The sequence below is a fragment of the Sporosarcina sp. QA0331 genome (genome assembly GCF_055808055.1).
The window spans coordinates 1,632,147-1,650,313 of the sequence record NZ_CM147850.1; the positions used below are offsets into that span (position 1 = coordinate 1,632,147).

General features: G+C 42.8%; 23 protein-coding genes. 22 read left to right on the plus strand and 1 reads right to left on the minus strand.

Going from position 1 to position 18,167, the window contains the following annotated elements; all coding sequences use genetic code 11:
* Positions 1-28: 28 nt before the first annotated feature.
* The gene (locus AC0L13_RS07945) at positions 29-1,012 is read right to left on the minus strand and encodes a DUF1385 domain-containing protein (protein ID WP_473645654.1); all 984 of its coding nucleotides are present in this window, start codon (positions 1,010-1,012) and stop codon (positions 29-31) included.
* A gap of 170 nt (positions 1,013-1,182) precedes the next feature.
* Between AC0L13_RS07945 and AC0L13_RS07950 the strand changes: the two genes are divergently transcribed.
* The 22 genes from AC0L13_RS07950 (at position 1,183) to recN (ending at position 18,113) form a co-directional block, all read left to right on the plus strand.
* On the plus strand, positions 1,183-1,599 hold the full coding sequence (locus AC0L13_RS07950; RefSeq protein ID WP_473645656.1) for a hypothetical protein: 417 nt from the start codon (positions 1,183-1,185) through the stop codon (positions 1,597-1,599).
* Between the two features lie 75 nt (positions 1,600-1,674).
* The gene (gene aroQ / locus AC0L13_RS07955) at positions 1,675-2,121 is read left to right on the plus strand and encodes a type II 3-dehydroquinate dehydratase (RefSeq protein ID WP_473645658.1); all 447 of its coding nucleotides are present in this window, start codon (positions 1,675-1,677) and stop codon (positions 2,119-2,121) included.
* Entirely contained in the window at positions 2,118-3,176 is a 1,059-nt protein-coding gene (locus AC0L13_RS07960; RefSeq protein ID WP_473645660.1) for a M24 family metallopeptidase, read from the plus strand. Before aroQ ends, AC0L13_RS07960 begins: the two co-directional genes overlap by 4 nt.
* A 22-nt stretch (positions 3,177-3,198) precedes the next feature.
* Positions 3,199-3,756, plus strand: coding sequence for an elongation factor P (efp, locus tag AC0L13_RS07965; RefSeq protein ID WP_473645662.1), 558 nt, complete (start codon positions 3,199-3,201; stop codon positions 3,754-3,756).
* Positions 3,757-3,885: 129 nt separating this feature from the next.
* The gene (locus tag AC0L13_RS07970) at positions 3,886-4,095 is read left to right on the plus strand and encodes a SpoIIIAC/SpoIIIAD family protein (protein ID WP_060209461.1); all 210 of its coding nucleotides are present in this window, start codon (positions 3,886-3,888) and stop codon (positions 4,093-4,095) included.
* A complete protein-coding gene (locus tag AC0L13_RS07975; RefSeq protein WP_473645665.1) occupies positions 4,074-4,472 on the plus strand; it encodes a SpoIIIAC/SpoIIIAD family protein in 399 nt (132 codons plus the stop codon). Before AC0L13_RS07970 ends, AC0L13_RS07975 begins: the two co-directional genes overlap by 22 nt.
* A 15-nt stretch (positions 4,473-4,487) precedes the next feature.
* Complete coding sequence (locus AC0L13_RS07980) at positions 4,488-5,387, plus strand: stage III sporulation protein AE (protein ID WP_473645668.1); 900 nt, start codon at positions 4,488-4,490, stop codon at positions 5,385-5,387.
* Between the two features lie 8 nt (positions 5,388-5,395).
* On the plus strand, positions 5,396-5,563 hold the full coding sequence (locus AC0L13_RS07985) for a hypothetical protein (RefSeq protein ID WP_473645671.1): 168 nt from the start codon (positions 5,396-5,398) through the stop codon (positions 5,561-5,563).
* Positions 5,564-5,630: 67 nt separating this feature from the next.
* The gene (locus AC0L13_RS07990) at positions 5,631-6,053 is read left to right on the plus strand and encodes a hypothetical protein (RefSeq protein ID WP_473645672.1); all 423 of its coding nucleotides are present in this window, start codon (positions 5,631-5,633) and stop codon (positions 6,051-6,053) included.
* Complete coding sequence (locus tag AC0L13_RS07995) at positions 6,040-6,579, plus strand: SpoIIIAH-like family protein (protein ID WP_473645675.1); 540 nt, start codon at positions 6,040-6,042, stop codon at positions 6,577-6,579. The genes AC0L13_RS07990 and AC0L13_RS07995 overlap by 14 nt, the downstream gene beginning before the upstream one ends.
* A 143-nt stretch (positions 6,580-6,722) precedes the next feature.
* Positions 6,723-7,241, plus strand: coding sequence for an acetyl-CoA carboxylase biotin carboxyl carrier protein (gene accB, locus AC0L13_RS08000; RefSeq protein WP_473645678.1), 519 nt, complete (start codon positions 6,723-6,725; stop codon positions 7,239-7,241).
* Between the two features lie 14 nt (positions 7,242-7,255).
* Positions 7,256-8,602 (plus strand): acetyl-CoA carboxylase biotin carboxylase subunit, encoded by a 1,347-nt coding sequence (gene accC, locus AC0L13_RS08005; RefSeq protein WP_473645681.1) that lies wholly within the window; start codon positions 7,256-7,258, stop codon positions 8,600-8,602.
* A 75-nt stretch (positions 8,603-8,677) separates the two neighbouring features.
* A complete protein-coding gene (locus AC0L13_RS08010; RefSeq protein WP_440500645.1) occupies positions 8,678-9,079 on the plus strand; it encodes an Asp23/Gls24 family envelope stress response protein in 402 nt (133 codons plus the stop codon).
* A gap of 113 nt (positions 9,080-9,192) precedes the next feature.
* Positions 9,193-9,573: a transcription antitermination factor NusB gene (gene nusB / locus AC0L13_RS08015; protein ID WP_473645684.1), complete on the plus strand. Its 381-nt coding sequence runs from the start codon at positions 9,193-9,195 to the stop codon at positions 9,571-9,573.
* Positions 9,574-9,592: 19 nt separating this feature from the next.
* Positions 9,593-10,459, plus strand: coding sequence for a bifunctional methylenetetrahydrofolate dehydrogenase/methenyltetrahydrofolate cyclohydrolase FolD (gene folD / locus AC0L13_RS08020; RefSeq protein ID WP_473645686.1), 867 nt, complete (start codon positions 9,593-9,595; stop codon positions 10,457-10,459).
* Between the two features lie 105 nt (positions 10,460-10,564).
* Positions 10,565-11,920, plus strand: a complete 1,356-nt coding sequence (gene xseA / locus AC0L13_RS08025) for an exodeoxyribonuclease VII large subunit (RefSeq protein WP_473645688.1) — start codon at positions 10,565-10,567, stop codon at positions 11,918-11,920.
* Positions 11,921-12,163 carry an exodeoxyribonuclease VII small subunit gene (locus AC0L13_RS08030; protein WP_473645691.1) on the plus strand — a complete coding sequence of 81 codons (243 nt, stop codon included), beginning with the start codon at positions 11,921-11,923 and terminating at the stop codon, positions 12,161-12,163.
* Positions 12,156-13,040, plus strand: coding sequence for a polyprenyl synthetase family protein (locus AC0L13_RS08035; RefSeq protein WP_473645694.1), 885 nt, complete (start codon positions 12,156-12,158; stop codon positions 13,038-13,040). The genes AC0L13_RS08030 and AC0L13_RS08035 overlap by 8 nt, the downstream gene beginning before the upstream one ends.
* A gap of 128 nt (positions 13,041-13,168) precedes the next feature.
* The gene (dxs, locus tag AC0L13_RS08040; protein WP_473645696.1) at positions 13,169-15,070 is read left to right on the plus strand and encodes a 1-deoxy-D-xylulose-5-phosphate synthase; all 1,902 of its coding nucleotides are present in this window, start codon (positions 13,169-13,171) and stop codon (positions 15,068-15,070) included.
* Positions 15,067-15,888: a TlyA family RNA methyltransferase gene (locus tag AC0L13_RS08045; protein WP_473645698.1), complete on the plus strand. Its 822-nt coding sequence runs from the start codon at positions 15,067-15,069 to the stop codon at positions 15,886-15,888. Before dxs ends, AC0L13_RS08045 begins: the two co-directional genes overlap by 4 nt.
* A gap of 42 nt (positions 15,889-15,930) precedes the next feature.
* Complete coding sequence (ahrC, locus tag AC0L13_RS08050; RefSeq protein WP_473646905.1) at positions 15,931-16,380, plus strand: transcriptional regulator AhrC/ArgR; 450 nt, start codon at positions 15,931-15,933, stop codon at positions 16,378-16,380.
* Positions 16,381-16,412: 32 nt separating this feature from the next.
* Complete coding sequence (recN, locus tag AC0L13_RS08055) at positions 16,413-18,113, plus strand: DNA repair protein RecN (RefSeq protein ID WP_473645700.1); 1,701 nt, start codon at positions 16,413-16,415, stop codon at positions 18,111-18,113.
* Positions 18,114-18,167 lie beyond the last annotated feature (54 nt).

An 18,167-nucleotide genomic window follows, 5' to 3' on the forward strand; every position in this document is an offset into this window, starting at 1 on the left:
CCCTAACTATTCAGGGCACTTCCTTTTATTAATTTGCAGGAACTGTTGAATCTTGTACTTTTGTGTCTGTCGACTTCAAAATATCAACATTTTCAATTCCTTGTTCTTCAATTTCAAGCAGCTTATTGAAAGAGGCAATCGCAACTTCGACCTGATTATCTTCTGGCTCTTTCGTCGTTAACAATTGCAACCATAATCCCGGATATCCTAGATACTTCAAAACTGGAATGTTGCGAAGGCTGTTCGTAAACTGCAATACTTCAAAAGAAACACCAATTACAACGGGTATTAATAGAATCCGGTTGACAATCCGTAGCCAAAAAGGATCGGCCGGAACTAAAAAGTAGATGAACATCCCGACAATCACTGTAAAGAGCAAGAAGCTGCTTCCGCATCTATAATGCAGGCGGGACTGTGCTTGAACATTCTCAACGGTAAGTGGGAGTCCGTTTTCATAAGCGTTGATTACCTTATGTTCAGCCCCATGATATTTGAAAACCCGTTTGATCAACGGTGTCATGGAGATAAGGGAAATGTACAACAACAGTAAGGCCAATTTGAAAAAACTTTCCAGCAATATTTGGGCCGTCTTTCCAGGGGCAATGAAATCAAGCATTTGCGCTAAAAAGACCGGAACGAGGGTAAAAGCGAATTTACCGAACAAAAAGGAAAGTACGCCGACCGCGGCAACGCCGATGACCATCGCAAGCTTAGAAGTTTCTTCTCCGTTCTCTTCTACTTCTTCTCCGGGCATTACATCATAACGTTCATTCGCAAACGTCAAATGTCTTGAACCGATGCCTGCAGATTCAATCAATGCAACAATCCCTCGTACAAAAGGAATCTTTTTCAATTTCATGGAGAGCGGCTTTTGCTCTTTAGGCACATAGAAATAATCGAGGGAATCATCTTTTCGCCGTATAGCTGTCACTGTATGATTTCGACTGCCGAACATAACTCCTTCAATGAGCGCTTGCCCACCGTATGCTGGCGGTTGCTGTTTTTTAGACATGGGTTAACCAACACCTTCTCTTATCAATTGAATAACTTATTTTGATTTACTGAATTTACATTATAACAAATAACTTATCTTACTATTGTACAAAAAAATGGTTGATGACTCCACCATAAAGGTTTAAAAAAGAGCCTAATTTCCGACACTCATCGTAAGGAGGAGTCGAGATGTTCACTAAAACTATGATATGGACGACGGTCTTCGCGGCTTTATTCACAACGGGAGCTTTGAAATTCTTGCATTTTTTCAATTTCATTAAATGGTCGCCTGTCGGCTGGGGTAAAAAGTGGTTATTATTCGGGTCTTCAAATGAAGGATGGAAATGGGCATTGCTATTCATTTTCCTATTACTTGCTTTTGGAATTTTCTATGCGTTTTCCAGGGCCACTTCAAAAATTCCACCGGCTATAACAGCCATTTCTATAAGTATTATTGCGGCTGTTGCCATTGAATGGATCATTTATACACCGCAAAGTCTTACGGAAGGTCTTAAGAAGCTATCTATTCCATTTCTTTCAACCATTGCAATTGTCAGCAGGTTCATTACTGGCACTGCTGTATATATGAAGAAAACTTTCGGTTGACAACTATAAATAGGTTGCGCCACTGGAACGATATGATAAAATGGGGAAGAAAATGGTGAGGGGAATGGTGTAGCTGTGAGACTGCTCGTTCTGAATGGACCGAATTTGAATCGGCTTGGAAAAAGGGAACCTGGGATCTATGGTGCGGAAACTTTGTTGGATATCGAAAACAATTTGCAATCCATTGCGAAAGAACACCTCGTTGATATTTCATTTTATCAATCAAATGTAGAAGGTGCATTGATCGATAAAATCCACGAAGCTGCTGATGCTAGATGTGATGGAATCATTTTCAATCCCGGTGCTTATACACATACGAGCGTGGCATTGAGGGATGCAATCGCTTCTGTCGATGTTCCGGTCATCGAAGTCCATATTTCGAATATACATAGTCGGGAGCCGTTCAGACATACTTCGATGCTCGCGCCGGTGTGCCTAGGACAGATGTCCGGCTTCGGCACTAGCGGTTATGAGCTGGCACTCCAAGCTTTCCTTCTCCGAAGAAAAGGGGTAAAGCTATGAAACTGGCAAATTTACGGGAAGCATTGAAAGAAAACGGTTTAGATGCACTCTTGGTGACGAATCCATATAACAGAAGGTATGTGACCGGATTTACAGGAAGTGCAGGTGTTGCAGTCGTTTCCGCTGAGGATGCAGTGTTCATCACCGATTTCCGGTATACGGAACAGGCGGCTGAGCAAGTGCAAGGATTCCGCATCGTCAAGCATGAAAAAACGATCATCGAAGAAGTTGCTAACCAAGTGGAGCAGATGAAAATTAAAACATTGGGCTTCGAAAAAGATAATGTTTCATTTGGCACGTACGAATTATATAATGACAAAGTGGATGCGGAACTGAAAGCGGTATCCGGCATCGTAGAAAAACTTCGTATGGTAAAGACCGCCGATGAAATTGAAATCCTTAAACAAGCGGCAAAAATCGCAGATGATGCATTTGCTCATATTTGCACTTTCATCAAACCAGGTGTCACTGAGCTTGAAGTATCAAACGAACTTGAAATGTTCATGAGAAAACAAGGGGCAACTTCATCTTCTTTCGATACGATTGTAGCTTCAGGCGAGCGCGGAGCATTGCCACATGGTGTTGCCTCAGATAAAGTAATTCAATCCGGCGAGCTCGTCACTTTGGATTTTGGAGCACTTTATAATGGATATATTTCAGACATTACTCGGACTGTTGCAGTTGGTCAACCTTCCGAAAAAATGAAGGAAATTTACGAAGTAACTCTTGCAGCGCAAGAATTGGCTTTGGAAAAGATCAAATCGGGTATGACAGGAATAGAAGCAGATGCGATTGCCAGAGACTACATCAAGTCAAAAGGTTATGGGGACGCATTCGGACATTCAACTGGTCACGGCATTGGCTTGGAAGTGCACGAAGGTCCGGCATTATCATTCCGTTCTGAAACGGTACTTGTGCCAAACATGATTGTCACTGTTGAACCGGGCATTTATTTACCTGGAATCGGTGGCGTCCGTATTGAGGATGATATAATAATCACAGAAGACGGCAATGTCCGTTTAACGCATTCACCAAAAGAACTTATCATCCTATAACGAAGACAATGGAGGAAAAAGCATGATTTCTGTAAACGAATTTAAAACAGGGCTTACAATTGAATTTGAAGGGGACATTTGGCGCATCATTGATTTCCAACACGTCAAGCCAGGAAAAGGTGCTGCATTCGTCCGTTCAAAACTACGTAATTTGCGTACGGGCAATGTGAATGAAAAGACATTCCGCGCAGGCGAGAAAGTTGAAAAGGCACAAATTGACAACCGTCGTATGCAATACTTGTATGCAAACGGTGACGACCATGTCTTCATGGACAATGAATCGTACGAGCAAATCGAGTTGCCTTCAGCGCAAATCGAAGAGGAATTGAACTACTTGAGAGAAAATATGGAAATCCATATCATCTCATTCAAAGACGAAATTCTCGGCGTGGAACTTCCAGCAACTGTTACTCTTGAAGTTACTGAAACTGAACCGGGCATTAAAGGCGACACTGCAAGCGGTGGGTCGAAGCCGGCTACACTCGAAACTGGTCTAGTCGTTCAAGTACCATTCTTCGTAAACGTTGGTGATAAATTGATCATCAACACAGAAGAAGGCGAATACGTTTCAAGAGCATAAAAAAATGGGCACTCCGACTCCTTTGAGGGGACGGGGTGTTTTTTTGTTGCCTAAATCCATTTTCCCTCAGAAACTCCATCATATTCCCCGACAATCTTTCATAAGTTGTTCATGAAGGGGGACCCCGAATTGGAATTGAATGATTTATTGCGCATCGCCGGTATTGGATTGGTCATCGGTTTTCTTCACGTCTTTTTCGAACAGACCGGTAAGAAGGAGTTCTCTTTTTTCCTATTCTTTGTAGCTTATATTTATATAGCCGCCGAAATGCTCCGTTTCCTTAGAATCTTCTTTTCGGAAATTGCAGAGTTCTTTCAGTGGCTGTCCTTAGCATTCTAATGGTTACGCTTTTTCAACTGGTCGTCATTTACCTCCTTCTGTTAATTGTGTCTTTCGCTTCCAAGAGCTTGCAGCCGATCATATACGCAGCCATCTTCTTCTTCTTTCTGTCATATGTCGGAGTGACGATCATCTTACCTTTCGGAAAAACCTTCTTGCAATTGTTCGAACCGTTGCCAGGATCTTATGCCAAGCTTTTGATAGGAAGCGTTTTTTTGTTTTATTTCTCCGAATTAATATCGAAGCATGTTGCCGAAGCCGGCTATGAATCCGTTGCATCCATTGCACATATAGCCATTAAAATCGCTATTCTGACACTCTGGCTCCCGCAGTTATCAATGTTGCTCGACACGCTCTCCAAATTTATCATTAAATGATCGGATGAAGAATCCATGATACCTTTAATCGAATCTGTACTCGGAACCGTCCTATCCAGCTTCATCATTGTCATCATCTCAACTTTCATGGCGTTGGTACTTGATTTCCTTTTTCCTTCATTCAGCAAATGGACGAGAACCTTTCTGTTTTTCATCGTGTTAACGGTCGTCCTATACCCGGCATATGAACATCTGCAAATGATCCGGTCGATTACACAGACGGTTGCAACGATGTTCATTTCTATTTATCCGTTGTTGACCGCAAGTATTTTGGCTTCCGGAGGCTCATTCAGCATGCTGAATTTCCAGCCGGCAATGCTGTTATTCGCCAATGGAGCAGTAATTTTATCGGACAAGATTCTTATTCCCATGTTGTCTGCAGCAATGCTGTTTGACATAGTTTCAAGATTTCATCCCGCTATTCCATTTACGAAGATAGCGGACTTGCTGCGAGGTTCCCTCATCGGCCTAGTTTCAGCTGTTGTCGCGGCGTACTCCATATTCATTACGGCGGGAGGAACGATTTCCTGGGCTTTGACAGGTGTAACGAGTGAACCAATTAAGAAGTTGATCAGTCAGAATATCCCACTCGTCGGTTCTTTTATGACGGATAGTTTAGGAGCAATCGGGAGATATTCATCTGGTGCAAGCGTTTTTATCGGTGCGTGGCTCATTATCACCATTTGGTCGGTCGCCTTATTGCCAACGTTAAAGACACTGTTGACCGGCTTTCTATACCGCTGGACAGCTGCGCTCATCGAGCCGTTTGCGAACGAGGATATAACAGGCGTCCTTGATGATATCGGCAAGACGTTATTCGTCCTTTGCGCAGTATCCTTTCTCGTCGCTTTCGCATTCATCTATACCGCTTTGTTTACTGTCATCCTTGTCAAATTGATAACCGCGGTGAAATGAGGAGTCGTATGCAGGAGTTTTTGACAGGAGTATTATTCATCACGGTACTGTCATCGATTTTATTATTATTTCTACCTGAGGAGAAAGAGGACGAATTTCTACCGCTTGTCAAAATGGCGATGGGAATTTGGATCATTCATTCTATCACGAGAATTTTTGGTCATAGCCTCTTCTGAACAAGCATAATATGCAACATAGATAACACGAACCATATCCGCATTGAAGGGATGAAATGGTGATCATATGCAAAAATCAAAACGAAAAACTCATATGCTCTTCATCGGAACGCTGCTTGCGATCTTCATCATTTTCATCAATTCGACGATTGGTTCGATGGGAGGGGAAAAAGGGAAAGGGGAGGAGAGCCGGGAAGAAGCTCAACTTGAACAAGCATTGATGAAGATAGAAGGGATTGGGGAAGTATTCATCCACTTCCATTACGATCAAAAAGAAGAGCCAAGCCCATTATCCGGTTATTTTTCGGGCTCCGGATCCTCAGCAGTAAAAAAGAATCCGCTTCAAGGAGTTTTAGTCGTTGCAGAAGGGGCGGACAATCCTAAAACGAAATACGAATTGATTCGAATCTTGTCGACAGTACTTCAATTGCCTGAACATAAGATAGTCGTCGAAGAAATGAAAAGGGGGATATATGTTGAAAGCGAATAAACGAACAGTCTGGTTCTTAACTCTACTAAGTCTAGTAGCGGTCATCTCCATCTATTATTTAAAGAATGAAAAACCAATGGATTTAGATGGGATGGCAATTTTCGGAGATAACGATGCAGTGACCGTTTCAACTCCAGGAGAAACAGAAGGAGAAACAAAAACAGTCTATGCCGACTCGATGCTATTCGAAGAGATGAGAATGCAAGTGTTAAATGAAAGAAGCAGCTTGAAGGATCAATTATTATCTAAAGTGCAATCTCCCGATACAACTGCTGAAGAAAAAAGTGCAGCATACGATGAAATGGCAGAACTTACGAAACGTACATCTGCTGAAGAATTAATGGAAACTCAATTAAAAGCACTTGGCTATCCGGAAGCATTCGTACGTAAAGATGGCGGAAAAGTAAATGTCTCTGTAATTGCAGAAGATGGAGGACATTCCACGAAAATGGCAGCAGAAATTACACAATACGTATTGACGAGTTGGGAAGATGCACGTACCGTCCAAGTCGACTTTATGGAATAAGGTTATATGAGGCCCTAAATGGGTCTTTTTCTTTTTATTTTGCCCTAATTCAAAGCAAATACAGTATAACTGTTTCAATATGCATGAAAAACGTCTAAAATAGGGAGGAGGTACGTAAATAAATATGAGTCAGGAGAATTGTCATGTTGAAAATTCAAGAAATCCGTGAAATCATTAAATTAATTGATCAATCATCTATTGAAAAATTCACATTCGAGTCAGAAGGAACAAAGATAAAACTGGAAAAAGGAATGAACACTCAACAACCATCCGCACAAGTGGAACAACGGAAAGAAGAACCAGTTCAGCAAGCTGCGCCTGCTGTACAAGAACCGAAGAATGAACAGCCAGTGCAAGCACCTGCAAAACAAGAAAGCAATGAGCCTGCAACAGATTCTTCAGCCGCTGTTAACGACCCATCATTGCACAAAATAACATCCCCGATGGTCGGCACGTTCTACAAATCATCATCCCCTGATGCGGATCCTTACGTTAAAAAAGGCGACACGGTCAAATCAGATTCCATCGTTTGCATAGTTGAAGCGATGAAGCTCTTCAATGAAATCGAAGCGGAAGTTTCTGGAGAAATCGTGGAGATCCTAGTGGAAGACGGTCAATTGGTCGAATATGGACAGCCTCTCTTCCTTGTTAAACAGAATTGAGGGGGAATACAAAGATGAAAAAAGTATTAATTGCAAACCGTGGTGAAATCGCGGTCAGAATCATCCGTGCATGCAGAGAAATGGATATTCAAACAGTCGCGGTCTATTCGGAAGCAGATCGCGAGGCTCTACATGTCGAGCTTGCTGATGAAGCGTATTGCATTGGGCCGAAACTTTCGAAAGATAGCTACTTGAATTTTTCCAATATCATTAGCATTGCCAAGCTGACAGGGTGTGATGGCATTCATCCGGGATATGGGTTCCTCGCTGAAAACGCAAGCTTTGCGGAACTATGTGAAGAAGTGAATATTGAGTTCATCGGTCCGACTGCTGACGCCATTTCAAAAATGGGAACTAAAGACGTAGCAAGGGAAACGATGAAACAGGCTGGCGTCCCAATTGTTCCGGGTTCTGAAGGTATCGTCGCTGACGAGGTCGAAGCTTTAAAAGTAGCAAATGAAATCGGATTCCCAGTCATCATTAAAGCGACAGCCGGTGGTGGCGGTAAAGGAATAAGAGTGGCGAGAAATGAAGAAGAACTCGTTAAAGGCATTAAGATTACACAGAAGGAAGCAGCCGCAGCATTCGGCAATCCTGGTGTGTATCTTGAAAAATTCATTGAAGAGTTCCGTCACGTCGAAGTGCAAGTCCTTGCAGATAAGCATGGCAATACGATCCATTTGGGAGAACGTGATTGTTCCATTCAAAGAAGGATGCAAAAACTAGTCGAGGAAGCTCCATCACCTGCCCTCACTCCGAAACTTCGTGAGAAAATGGGTGAAGCAGCTGTCAAAGCAGCAGAGGCTGTCAACTACAGAGGTGCTGGGACTGTCGAGTTCATTTTTGATCATATCAACCAAAAATTCTACTTCATGGAAATGAACACACGTATACAAGTGGAACATCCAGTAACTGAGATGATTACTGGAATCGATCTTATCCAACAGCAGTTGAAAGTGGCTGCTGGTGAAAAGCTTGCTTACCGTCAAAAAGATATTAAAATTAACGGATGGTCAATTGAATGCCGTATCAATGCAGAAAATCCGGCGAAAAACTTTATGCCTTCGCCAGGGAATGTGACAATGTACATGCCGCCGGGCGGTTTTGGAGTAAGGGTCGATTCTGCAATGTATACAGGGTATACGATTCCGCCGTTCTATGATTCAATGGTGGCGAAATTAATCGTTCACGCAGACACTCGTGAAGAAGCGGTCGCTAGAATGAAGCGCGCACTCGACGAATTTATCATTGAAGGCGTCGATACAACGATTCCTTTCCATCTGAATTTGATGGATCATGAAGTTTTCAAATCAGGAGATTTCGATACGAAGTTCCTTGAGAAATATACAGTTATGAAATAATTTGCTGCACGGAATGTAAAGTTGGTCAGAAGTAAGACGGAGTATGAAATGCATATGAGAGGGAGGAGAAGTGGCATGGCTGAAAAGGCAAATCCTTCATTCGCAGGAAAGAGCTCAAAAGGAGACGAGGTTTTGGGACGCGTTCAACTAGCTCCTGAAGTACTTGAAGTCATCATTGGTATTGCAACGAACGAAGTTGATGGTGTTGCAACAACCAAAGGCAATTTCGCAACTGGTGTTGCGGAGAAGTTCGGCAAAGTGTTCCACGGAAAAGGTGTCAAAACTGATTGGACCGGCGATAAACTCGTAATCGATGTGTATTGTGTCGTCCAATATGGCCACTCGATACCCACTGTAGCGACGGAGATTCAAAGACAAATCCGTCACGCAGTATACAATATGACTTCGCTTGAGACAGAAGAAGTGAACGTCCATATAACCGGCATTGATTTCGATACGCCCGCCGAAACAGAATGATCTGAAAAGCATCGTCCATTGGATGGTGCTTTTCAACTTGTCCTGCTATATCTTCGTCAACTGAATATGCTATGATAAATCCCAAGAGACACAGTAGTGGAGGAGACAAAAGAATGAAACGAAGAGAAGCACGCGAAAAGGCGGTTCAAACGCTTTTTCAATTGGATAACACGGATATGTCGATCGAGGAAGCTATAACTTATATAATGGAACGGCCAATTGATCCTTTCTATGAATCACTTGTCAAAGGAACGACTGAACACCGAGACGAAGTGGACGAGGTGCTTGCAAGCAAACTTGAAAACTGGTCGCTTGACAGATTGCCGAAAATTGAAAGGACAATCCTAAGATTGGCAGTCTATGAACTGCTGCACCATGAAGATGTGCCGCATAAAGTTATATTGAACGAAGCTGTTGAGCTATGTAAGCAATTTGGAGATGAAAAATCGGGCCGTTTCGTTAACGGCGTCCTATCCAAATTCGAAGAAAAATAAATCGATGGAGGGAAATCGGATGTCCGCAAAATTGATAGATGGCATTGCAATCGGCAAAGAACTTAGAGAAGAAATTAAAGAAGGGGTAGGTATTCTCGAAGCTTCTGGCTGTAAACCAGGTCTTGCAGTCATCCTCGTAGGGGAAGATCCTGCCTCCCAGACATATGTGAAGAATAAGGAAAAGTCCACTGTTGAAGTAGGGATGAAATCAGAGTTGATCAGATTGCCTGCGACAGTGACTGAAGAGGAATTATTGTCTCATGTAGATCGATTGAATAACGAGAAGTCGATTCATGGTATTTTAGTCCAACTGCCTTTGCCGAAGCATATCAATGAAGATCTAGTCATTCAAGCAATCGATCCTAGTAAGGATGTAGATGGATTCCACCCTCAAAGCGTTGGCAAAATGATGATTGGACAAGAGACATTCCTTCCTTGCACCCCGCACGGAATTATGGAAATGCTGAAACGTTCCAACATTGACATCGCCGGAAAACATGCTGTCATCATCGGGAGAAGCAATATCGTAGGGAAACCGATGGGCCAATTACTGTTGCAAAAAGATGCTACAGTGACATATTGCCATTCAAAAACGAAGGACCTTCTATCATTCACGAAACAGGCAGATATACTAATTGCTGCAATCGGCCAGGCGAAATTCATAACGGACGAACATATTAAAGAAGGAGCAGTCGTCATTGACGTCGGTATGAATCGGGACGAAAATGGTAAATTATGCGGTGATGTCGATTTCGAGAAAGCGAAGGAAGTCGCTTCCGCCATTACGCCGGTTCCGGGCGGCGTCGGTCCAATGACAATTACGATGCTGCTAAAGAATACATTGCAAAGTGCAGAAGCAACATGCACATCAGGAAAAGATAATTAAGAAGGGTAAGCGCTCCTTACCTAAACTTCCATAAATGAAGAGCGGCGCTGTTTTTCAAAGGAAAGACAGCGTTTCTATACGTCGAAAACTCCGGGGGTGAAGTTATTGAGTGAGAATGCGTATCTTTCTGTACATTCGTTGACAAAATACATAAAACGTAAATTTGAAGCTGACCCATACTTGAGAAATGTATTTGTGAAAGGTGAACTTTCCAATGTGAAAATTCATCCGAGCGGGCATATTTATTTTACGCTGAAGGATGATAAAAGCAGAATACAGTCTGCTATGTTCCGTACCGCTGCAGGATCCTTGAAATTCAAACCGGAAGAGGGCATGAATGTTCTTATCACTGGAGATGTGAATGTTTACGAATCAAGCGGCCAATATCAGCTTTATGTCCAATCAATGCAACCAGATGGTGTGGGAGCATTATATTTAGCTTATGAACAATTGAAAAAGACGTTGGCGAAGGAAGGTCTTTTCGATGAGCGTTGGAAGCAAAGATTGCCAGCATTGCCAAGGAAGATCGGCGTTATTACTGCCCAGTCCGGAGCTGCAATCAGAGACATTTGTTCCACGCTGCAACGACGATATCCATTAGCTGAAATATGCCTGTTTCCTGCAATTGTACAAGGTCCACAAGCCGCACCTTCCATCGTACGAGCATTGGAGCTAGCTGAATCTCACGGATCGATTGATGTGTTGATCATGGGACGAGGCGGTGGATCGATCGAAGACCTATGGGCATTTAACGAAGAGACGGTAGCTCGGGCGATCTTTTCGTGCCGAATTCCAATTATCAGTGCTGTCGGCCACGAGACGGATACGACAATCGCGGACTTTGTAGCTGATATGAGAGCGCCAACACCGACTGCCGCCGCAGAACTGGCGGTGCCTTCAAGGGAAGAATTATTCGAAAGAATCTTGGAGCGAAAGCGCTCAATTTACATTTCTTTTTCCAATCAAATTAAACATGAACGAAAACGGCTGACAACATATCAGCAGTCCTATCCACTGCAATTCCCAGAAAGGCTTTATCGTCCATTTACAGAGAAGTTGAGCGGGTTGGATGACCGACTTCTAAGAAGCAGGAATGAACTGACTGCTAAAAGGAAAGTTGACCATGACCGGTTGAATAGGATGTTAGCATTTTATTCCCCGCTGCAGCGGATAAAAGAGGAAGATCGCAACCTTTCGTTATTGACTGAAAGAATGACAAGGGCAATACAAAATGATTTGCGGAACAAAGCGGATCAATTTACTTCAGCGATCAGGATGCTAAAAGCGCTAAATCCACTAGAGGTTATGGACCGAGGATTTGCGATCGTTTATAAAGAAGGAACGGTCACTAATTCCGTTTCCGGCCTCGAAGTCGGAGAAACACTGCAAGTCCGTTTGCAGGACGGAACTGTGGAAACGGAAATAAAGTCAATCACGATGAAGGATGAGGAGGAAAACTAAATGAGCAAGGAAACACTTCGATTTGAAGAAGCGATGTCGAAGTTGGAAGGCATTGTTCAAAAACTAGAATCTGGTGATGTTCCATTGGAGGACGCCATCACGTTATACAAGGAAGGAATGGAGCTTTCCGCTTATTGTCATGGCAAATTGCAGGATGCGGAAAAACAGCTCATTTCAATTATAGACAATAACGGCGAGTCGACCCCGTTCGACCCTTCGAAAGGACGGGATTCGAATGGATAAGCGTTTAGAGATGTTCATTTCTGAAAATGCACCATTAATTGATGCAGAAATGAATCGTTTAATCGACAGTGAAAAAGCTCCTCGGTCTTTAAAGGAATCGATGCTTTACTCGGTAAATGCAGGCGGTAAAAGAATCCGTCCTCTTCTCGTCCTAGCAGTTCTTGCCGATTTCCAACAGACTTTTGGTGACGCACTTAAAGTTGCATGTGCAGCCGAGCTCATCCATACATACTCTCTCATCCACGATGATCTTCCATGCATGGACGATGATGATTTTAGAAGGGGCAAACCGACGAATCATAGAGTGTATGGGGAAGCGACGGCTGTTCTTGCTGGAGATGCGTTACAGACAAGAGCATTCGGCATATTAGCTTCCTTGGAAAACGCGAGACCAGAACAAATCATTAAATTAATTGCTCTGCTGGCAGATTCTTCTGGCGCTAATGGCATGGTTGGCGGCCAAATCCTGGATATGGAAGGGGAAACGGCTTCCTTGTCTTTGGAAGAGCTCGAAGAAGTACACGTGCATAAGACAGGCGCTTTATTATCATTCTGTATAGAGGCGGGCGGTATTCTTTGTGATGCTAGTGAAGAAGAAATGACACAGCTTCGCAATTATGCGAGAAACATCGGACTGGCTTTCCAGATCAAGGACGATATTTTGGATGTTACGTCAACGACCGAGCAGCTCGGCAAGACGGCGAATAGCGATGCAGCTAGTGACAAATCAACATACCCTTCCCTTTTAGGACTTGACGGTGCACAGCAACAGCTAGACAAATATCACCTCGACGCAATCGAAAGCTTAGCTTTTTTAAAGAAGGAAACCTCAATGTTAAAACTTTTTGCTGATTATATCGTCCAAAGAAATACATGACATTTCTTTGGTATGAAAAACCGGTTATCCGGATTATGGTCCAATAGTTCCTATTGTAGAACCTTCTTGTTATAATAAAAATATTACTTTGACGACGTGGCAATAAATTATGAAGGTGTGTGATAGTAGTGGATCTCACTAAAATTACAAATCCGTCTTTTCTAAAGACACTTGATAAAGTGCAAATGACGGAATTGGCAAAAGAAATCCGGAAGTTTTTAATTGAAAACTTGTCTGTGACAGGCGGTCATATCGGCCCTAACTTAGGTGTCGTCGAATTGACTATGGCGTTGCATAAACTGTTCGACAGCCCAAAAGATAAAATCATTTGGGATGTCGGACATCAAGCGTATGTGCATAAAATATTGACAGGGAGAGCAGGCAAATTCGGCACTCTCCGCCAATATAAGGGACTAAGCGGCTTCCCGAAAATGTCTGAAAGTGAGCATGATGTATGGGAGACAGGGCATAGCTCGACGTCCCTTTCTGCCGCTTTAGGAATGGCTGCAGCAAGAGATATGCAAGGCGATTCGAACCATGTCATTCCTATCATTGGCGATGGTGCATTGACGGGTGGTATGGCTTTGGAGGCATTGAACCATATCGGTCACTTGAAAACGAATATGATTGTCATCCTAAACGACAATGAAATGTCGATTGCTCCAAACGTTGGTGCGCTTCATGATATTCTAGGCAAGTTAAGGACTGCCGGAAAATACAATAGCGTAAAAGACGAATTGGAATATATACTGAAAAAAATCCCAGCAGTCGGTGGGAAAGTGGCAGCGGCAGCTGAACGAGTGAAAGATAGCTTGAAATATCTACTCGTTTCGGGCGTGTTTTTTGAAGAGCTTGGGTTTACGTATTTAGGACCGATTGATGGCCACGATTTCAATGATTTGGAACGGAATCTTCAATATGCCAAGAAGGTGGAAGGACCTGTACTTCTTCACGTCTTGACGAAAAAAGGAAAAGGTTACACGCCAGCGGAAAATGATAAAATTGGAACTTGGCATGGAACAGGCCCTTATAAGATAGAGACAGGTGACTTCTTGAAATCGCCTACGACTGCTCCGTCATGGAGCGGATTAGTTGCTGAAACTGTCAGGAAAATCGCAAGGGAAGACAAGCGAATTGCAGCCATTACACCTGCTATGCCTGTCGGCTCAAAACTGGAATCCTTTGCAGCAGAATTTCCGGAACGTTTCTTTGATGTAGGAATTGCTGAGCAGCATGCTACTACTATGGCAGCAGGTTTGGCGACTCAAGGAATGAAACCGTTTTTAGCAATCTATTCGACATTCCTACAGCGTGCATATGACCAAATGCTTCATGATATTGCAAGGCAGAAATTGAATGTATTTATCGGCATCGATCGTGCTGGGCTTGTAGGGGCAGATGGTGAAACTCATCATGGTGTGTACGATATTTCATATTTACGCCATATGCCGAACCTCGTTATTATGATGCCAAAAGATGAAAATGAAGGACAACATATGGTGAAGACTGCGTTGGAATATAATGACGGTCCTATTGCAATGAGATTCCCTCGAGGAAATGGTCTCGGCGTAGTGATGGATGAGAAGCTGAAAACAATTCCTATCGGCACATGGGAAGTTTTGCGTGAAGGTGCGGACGGTTCGATTTTGACATTCGGAACGACTATACCGATGGCTTTAGAAGCTGCTGAATCTCTTACTAAAAAGGGGATTCATGTAAAAGTCGTCAACGCAAGATTCATTAAGCCGTTAGATACAGAAATGCTTAATCAGCTATTCAGAACAGGCAAACCGATAGTTACTGTTGAAGAAGCTGCATTAGCAGGCGGTTTCGGCAGCGCTGTCATTGAATACGCTCATGATGTCTCTTCGAATGTTTCTATCAGCCGCATCGGCATTCCGGATGAATTCATTGAACATGGAAGTGTCGATAAATTGTTTGAAGAAATCGATTTGACTGCAGAAAATGTAGTACGGACGATGGAGTTGGCGGTCAAAGGTTTCACACCGGCAGAAAGGGAAATTGTATGACGAATGGTCAATCTAAAGAACGCGTCGATGTTCTTCTTGTCCAACGAGGACTAGTGGAGACAAGGGAACAGGCGAAGCGTTCCATAATGGCGGGAATCGTGTTTTCTGCTGAAACAAGATTGGATAAGCCGGGTGAAAAGATTAAAATAGACGCTCCGCTTACCGTTAAAGGTTCAGCGTTGAAATACGTGAGTCGGGGCGGCTTAAAACTCGAAAAAGCTCTTGACGTTTTCGACATTTCTGTTACAGATAAAATCGTTTTAGATATTGGCTCCTCTACGGGAGGATTTACGGATTGTGCATTGCAAAACGGAGCAGAACATTGTTATGCACTCGATGTCGGAACAAACCAGCTTGCATGGAAAATTCGAAGTGATGAACGGGTTACCGTCATGGAGAAAACTAATTTCAGACATGCGATGCCTGAACAATTCACGAAAGGGACGCCGCAAGTAGCAACGATTGACGTCTCCTTCATATCACTTTCTTTAATATTACCGCCACTGAAGCGAATAATTGCAGACGGTGGAGATGTCGTGGCGCTAGTTAAACCACAATTTGAGGCCGGTAAAGACAAAGTAGGGAAAAAAGGGATCGTAAAGGAGAAATCTGTTCACTTGGAGATTCTGCATAAAATTGCGGAATCATCCAAGGAGAATGGTTTTTCATTACGAGGCATTTCTTATTCTCCTGTGACAGGGGGAGAAGGGAATATTGAGTTTCTGTTCCATTTGCACTCGGAAGAAGAGCCTGTCAATCCATACGATGATACAGCTTTCAAGGCATTGGTCTCTGAAGCGCATGAAGCGTTGAGTTGATATCTAAAGAAAGGTGTGAATATAAGCATGGGAGTGATTGTTTTGAATAAAGGGCAACGGCATCTTCGTATCCGAGATATTATTACTAATGAGGAAGTTGAAACTCAAGACCAGCTTGTCGATAAATTGAAAAGCGCCGGAGTTGACGTAACTCAAGCGACAGTTTCCCGCGACATTAAAGAATTGCATCTCATCAAAGTCCCATTGTCTGATGGTCGTTATAAATATAGCCTGCCGCCAGTCCATAAATTTAATACGGAAGAGAAGCTTCGTCGAATGATGACTGACGCATTTATCAGTATTGATAGTGCGAGCCATTTCATCATTTTAAAGACACTGCCAGGAAATGCTCATGCAGTCGGCTCTCTTATTGATAATTTGGGATGGGATGAAATGCTCGGAACAATTTGCGGTGACGATACATGCATGATTATTTGCAGGGATGAGTCGTTAACAGTCGATGTGAAATCGAGGCTGTTAGCACTTATTTGAGCTGATCGTTCAATGAAGGAGGTGCATATTGAATGTTAAGTGAAATTTCCATTCATAACTTTGCCATAATAGAGCATCTCGAAGTGTCTTTTGACGGAGGATTGACTGTTCTTACTGGGGAAACAGGTGCCGGCAAGTCCATAATCATTGATGCGGTTCAGCTCCTTGCTGGTGCTCGGGGTTCACAGGAATTCATTCGCCATGGCGCAAAAAAAGCTGAATTGGAAGGGATGTTCACGATAGACGACGAGCATCATCCTGTCTTCGAGAAGCTCTCTGAATTCGGTATTGATTACGAGGATGGCAGTATTATTCTAAGACGCGATTTGAATGCAAATGGCAAAACGACTTGCCGTGTAAATGGTAAACTAGTGACAATTGCGAGTTTAAGGGAAATAGGTTCCCAATTAATAGATATTCATGGTCAGCATGACAACCAAGAGCTGATGCATGAGAAGCGGCATATTCATCTTCTTGATCAATTTGCTGGATCAAACTTGGCCGAAGCGCATCGCAATTATTTGGAAGTTTATAATCAGTACTCTAAATTGAAGCGTAGGCTAGAAACAGCAAATGAAAACGAACAGCAAGTGGCGCAGCGAATTGATCTTTATTCGTTTCAGTTGAATGAAATCGATACTGCAGAACTTGTTATCGGAGAAGAGGAAGAACTTGAAGAAGAAAAGTTGAAACTTCAACATTTCAACAGGATTTTTGAACGTTTGAATACTGCCTATGAGTCTATCAGTGGTGACAATCATGCTTTGGATTGGGTGGGCTCTGCAATGAGTGATCTGGAAGACGCTGCCTCAATCGACAAGGATCTTGCACCCCATTCGGAAATCATTTCAACATGCTTTTACTCTCTTCAAGACACTACACACGAATTGAAAAGTATTATCGACAGAATGGAGTACGATCCGACTAGATTGCCTGTAGTTGAAGATCGGCTTGCAATGCTTCAATCATTAAAGCGGAAATATGGTGCGACGATAGAAGATATCCTTATTTATCGAGAAAAAATTTCAGACGAGCTTGATCAGCTGCTCAACCGAGACGAACGGCTTGGCCAAGAACAGGAAAAGCTTGCACAGCTGGAAAAAGATTTGGAAGTGGAAGCGAATGAGTTATCGATTATCCGACAAGAGTCAGCTGTACGGTTGGAAGATGCAATTATGCATCAATTGAAAGAGCTGCATATGGAGAAATCGACATTCAAAGTTTCCATCAATCGAAAAGCTTCTCTTGGTTATGACAGCAATGGTTTTGATGAAGTGGTGTTCCTCATTTCAACAAACCTTGGGGAACCATTGAAACCGCTTGTTAAAATTGCATCTGGTGGAGAGTTATCCAGAATTATGCTGGCGTTGAAAACAATTTTTTCTAAACATCAAGGGATTACATCGATTATTTTTGATGAAGTTGATACGGGTGTAAGTGGTCGGGTTGCACAAGCAATTGCAGACAAAATCGCAATGATTGCCACTCATTCCCAAGTACTTTGCATTTCACATTTACCTCAAGTCGCAGCAATGGCCGATCATCATTTACATATTCGGAAAGATGTGAAAATGAACCGGACAACGACGTCCGTTGCGGAAATTACCGATTTGGAAAGAACGAAGGAATTATCAAGAATGTTGTCAGGTGCAGAAATTACTCCGCTTACACTCCAACATGCAGAAGAACTTTTAACAATGGCAGACGAACGGAAAACAACTTTTCGCATTTAGGCGCATACGTAATGTATGCGTTTTTTTCATGATTTAACCTTTCATAAGATTCAC

Coding starts and splice junctions, on each gene's coding strand:
- AC0L13_RS07980 (WP_473645668.1), top strand. CDS start 4,488: ATGATACCTTTAATCGAATCTGTACTCGGAACCGTCCTATCCAGCTTC.
- AC0L13_RS08035 (WP_473645694.1), top strand. CDS start 12,156: ATGGATAAGCGTTTAGAGATGTTCATTTCTGAAAATGCACCATTAATT.
- efp (WP_473645662.1), top strand. CDS start 3,199: ATGATTTCTGTAAACGAATTTAAAACAGGGCTTACAATTGAATTTGAA.
- AC0L13_RS07985 (WP_473645671.1), top strand. CDS start 5,396: ATGCAGGAGTTTTTGACAGGAGTATTATTCATCACGGTACTGTCATCG.
- folD (WP_473645686.1), top strand. CDS start 9,593: ATGTCCGCAAAATTGATAGATGGCATTGCAATCGGCAAAGAACTTAGA.
- accC (WP_473645681.1), top strand. CDS start 7,256: ATGAAAAAAGTATTAATTGCAAACCGTGGTGAAATCGCGGTCAGAATC.
- AC0L13_RS08010 (WP_440500645.1), top strand. CDS start 8,678: ATGGCTGAAAAGGCAAATCCTTCATTCGCAGGAAAGAGCTCAAAAGGA.
- nusB (WP_473645684.1), top strand. CDS start 9,193: ATGAAACGAAGAGAAGCACGCGAAAAGGCGGTTCAAACGCTTTTTCAA.
- recN (WP_473645700.1), top strand. CDS start 16,413: ATGTTAAGTGAAATTTCCATTCATAACTTTGCCATAATAGAGCATCTC.
- accB (WP_473645678.1), top strand. CDS start 6,723: ATGTTGAAAATTCAAGAAATCCGTGAAATCATTAAATTAATTGATCAA.
- AC0L13_RS07990 (WP_473645672.1), top strand. CDS start 5,631: ATGCAAAAATCAAAACGAAAAACTCATATGCTCTTCATCGGAACGCTG.
- AC0L13_RS07945 (WP_473645654.1), bottom strand. CDS start 1,012: ATGTCTAAAAAACAGCAACCGCCAGCATACGGTGGGCAAGCGCTCATT.
- AC0L13_RS08045 (WP_473645698.1), top strand. CDS start 15,067: ATGACGAATGGTCAATCTAAAGAACGCGTCGATGTTCTTCTTGTCCAA.
- AC0L13_RS08030 (WP_473645691.1), top strand. CDS start 11,921: ATGAGCAAGGAAACACTTCGATTTGAAGAAGCGATGTCGAAGTTGGAA.
- AC0L13_RS07960 (WP_473645660.1), top strand. CDS start 2,118: ATGAAACTGGCAAATTTACGGGAAGCATTGAAAGAAAACGGTTTAGAT.
- AC0L13_RS07950 (WP_473645656.1), top strand. CDS start 1,183: ATGTTCACTAAAACTATGATATGGACGACGGTCTTCGCGGCTTTATTC.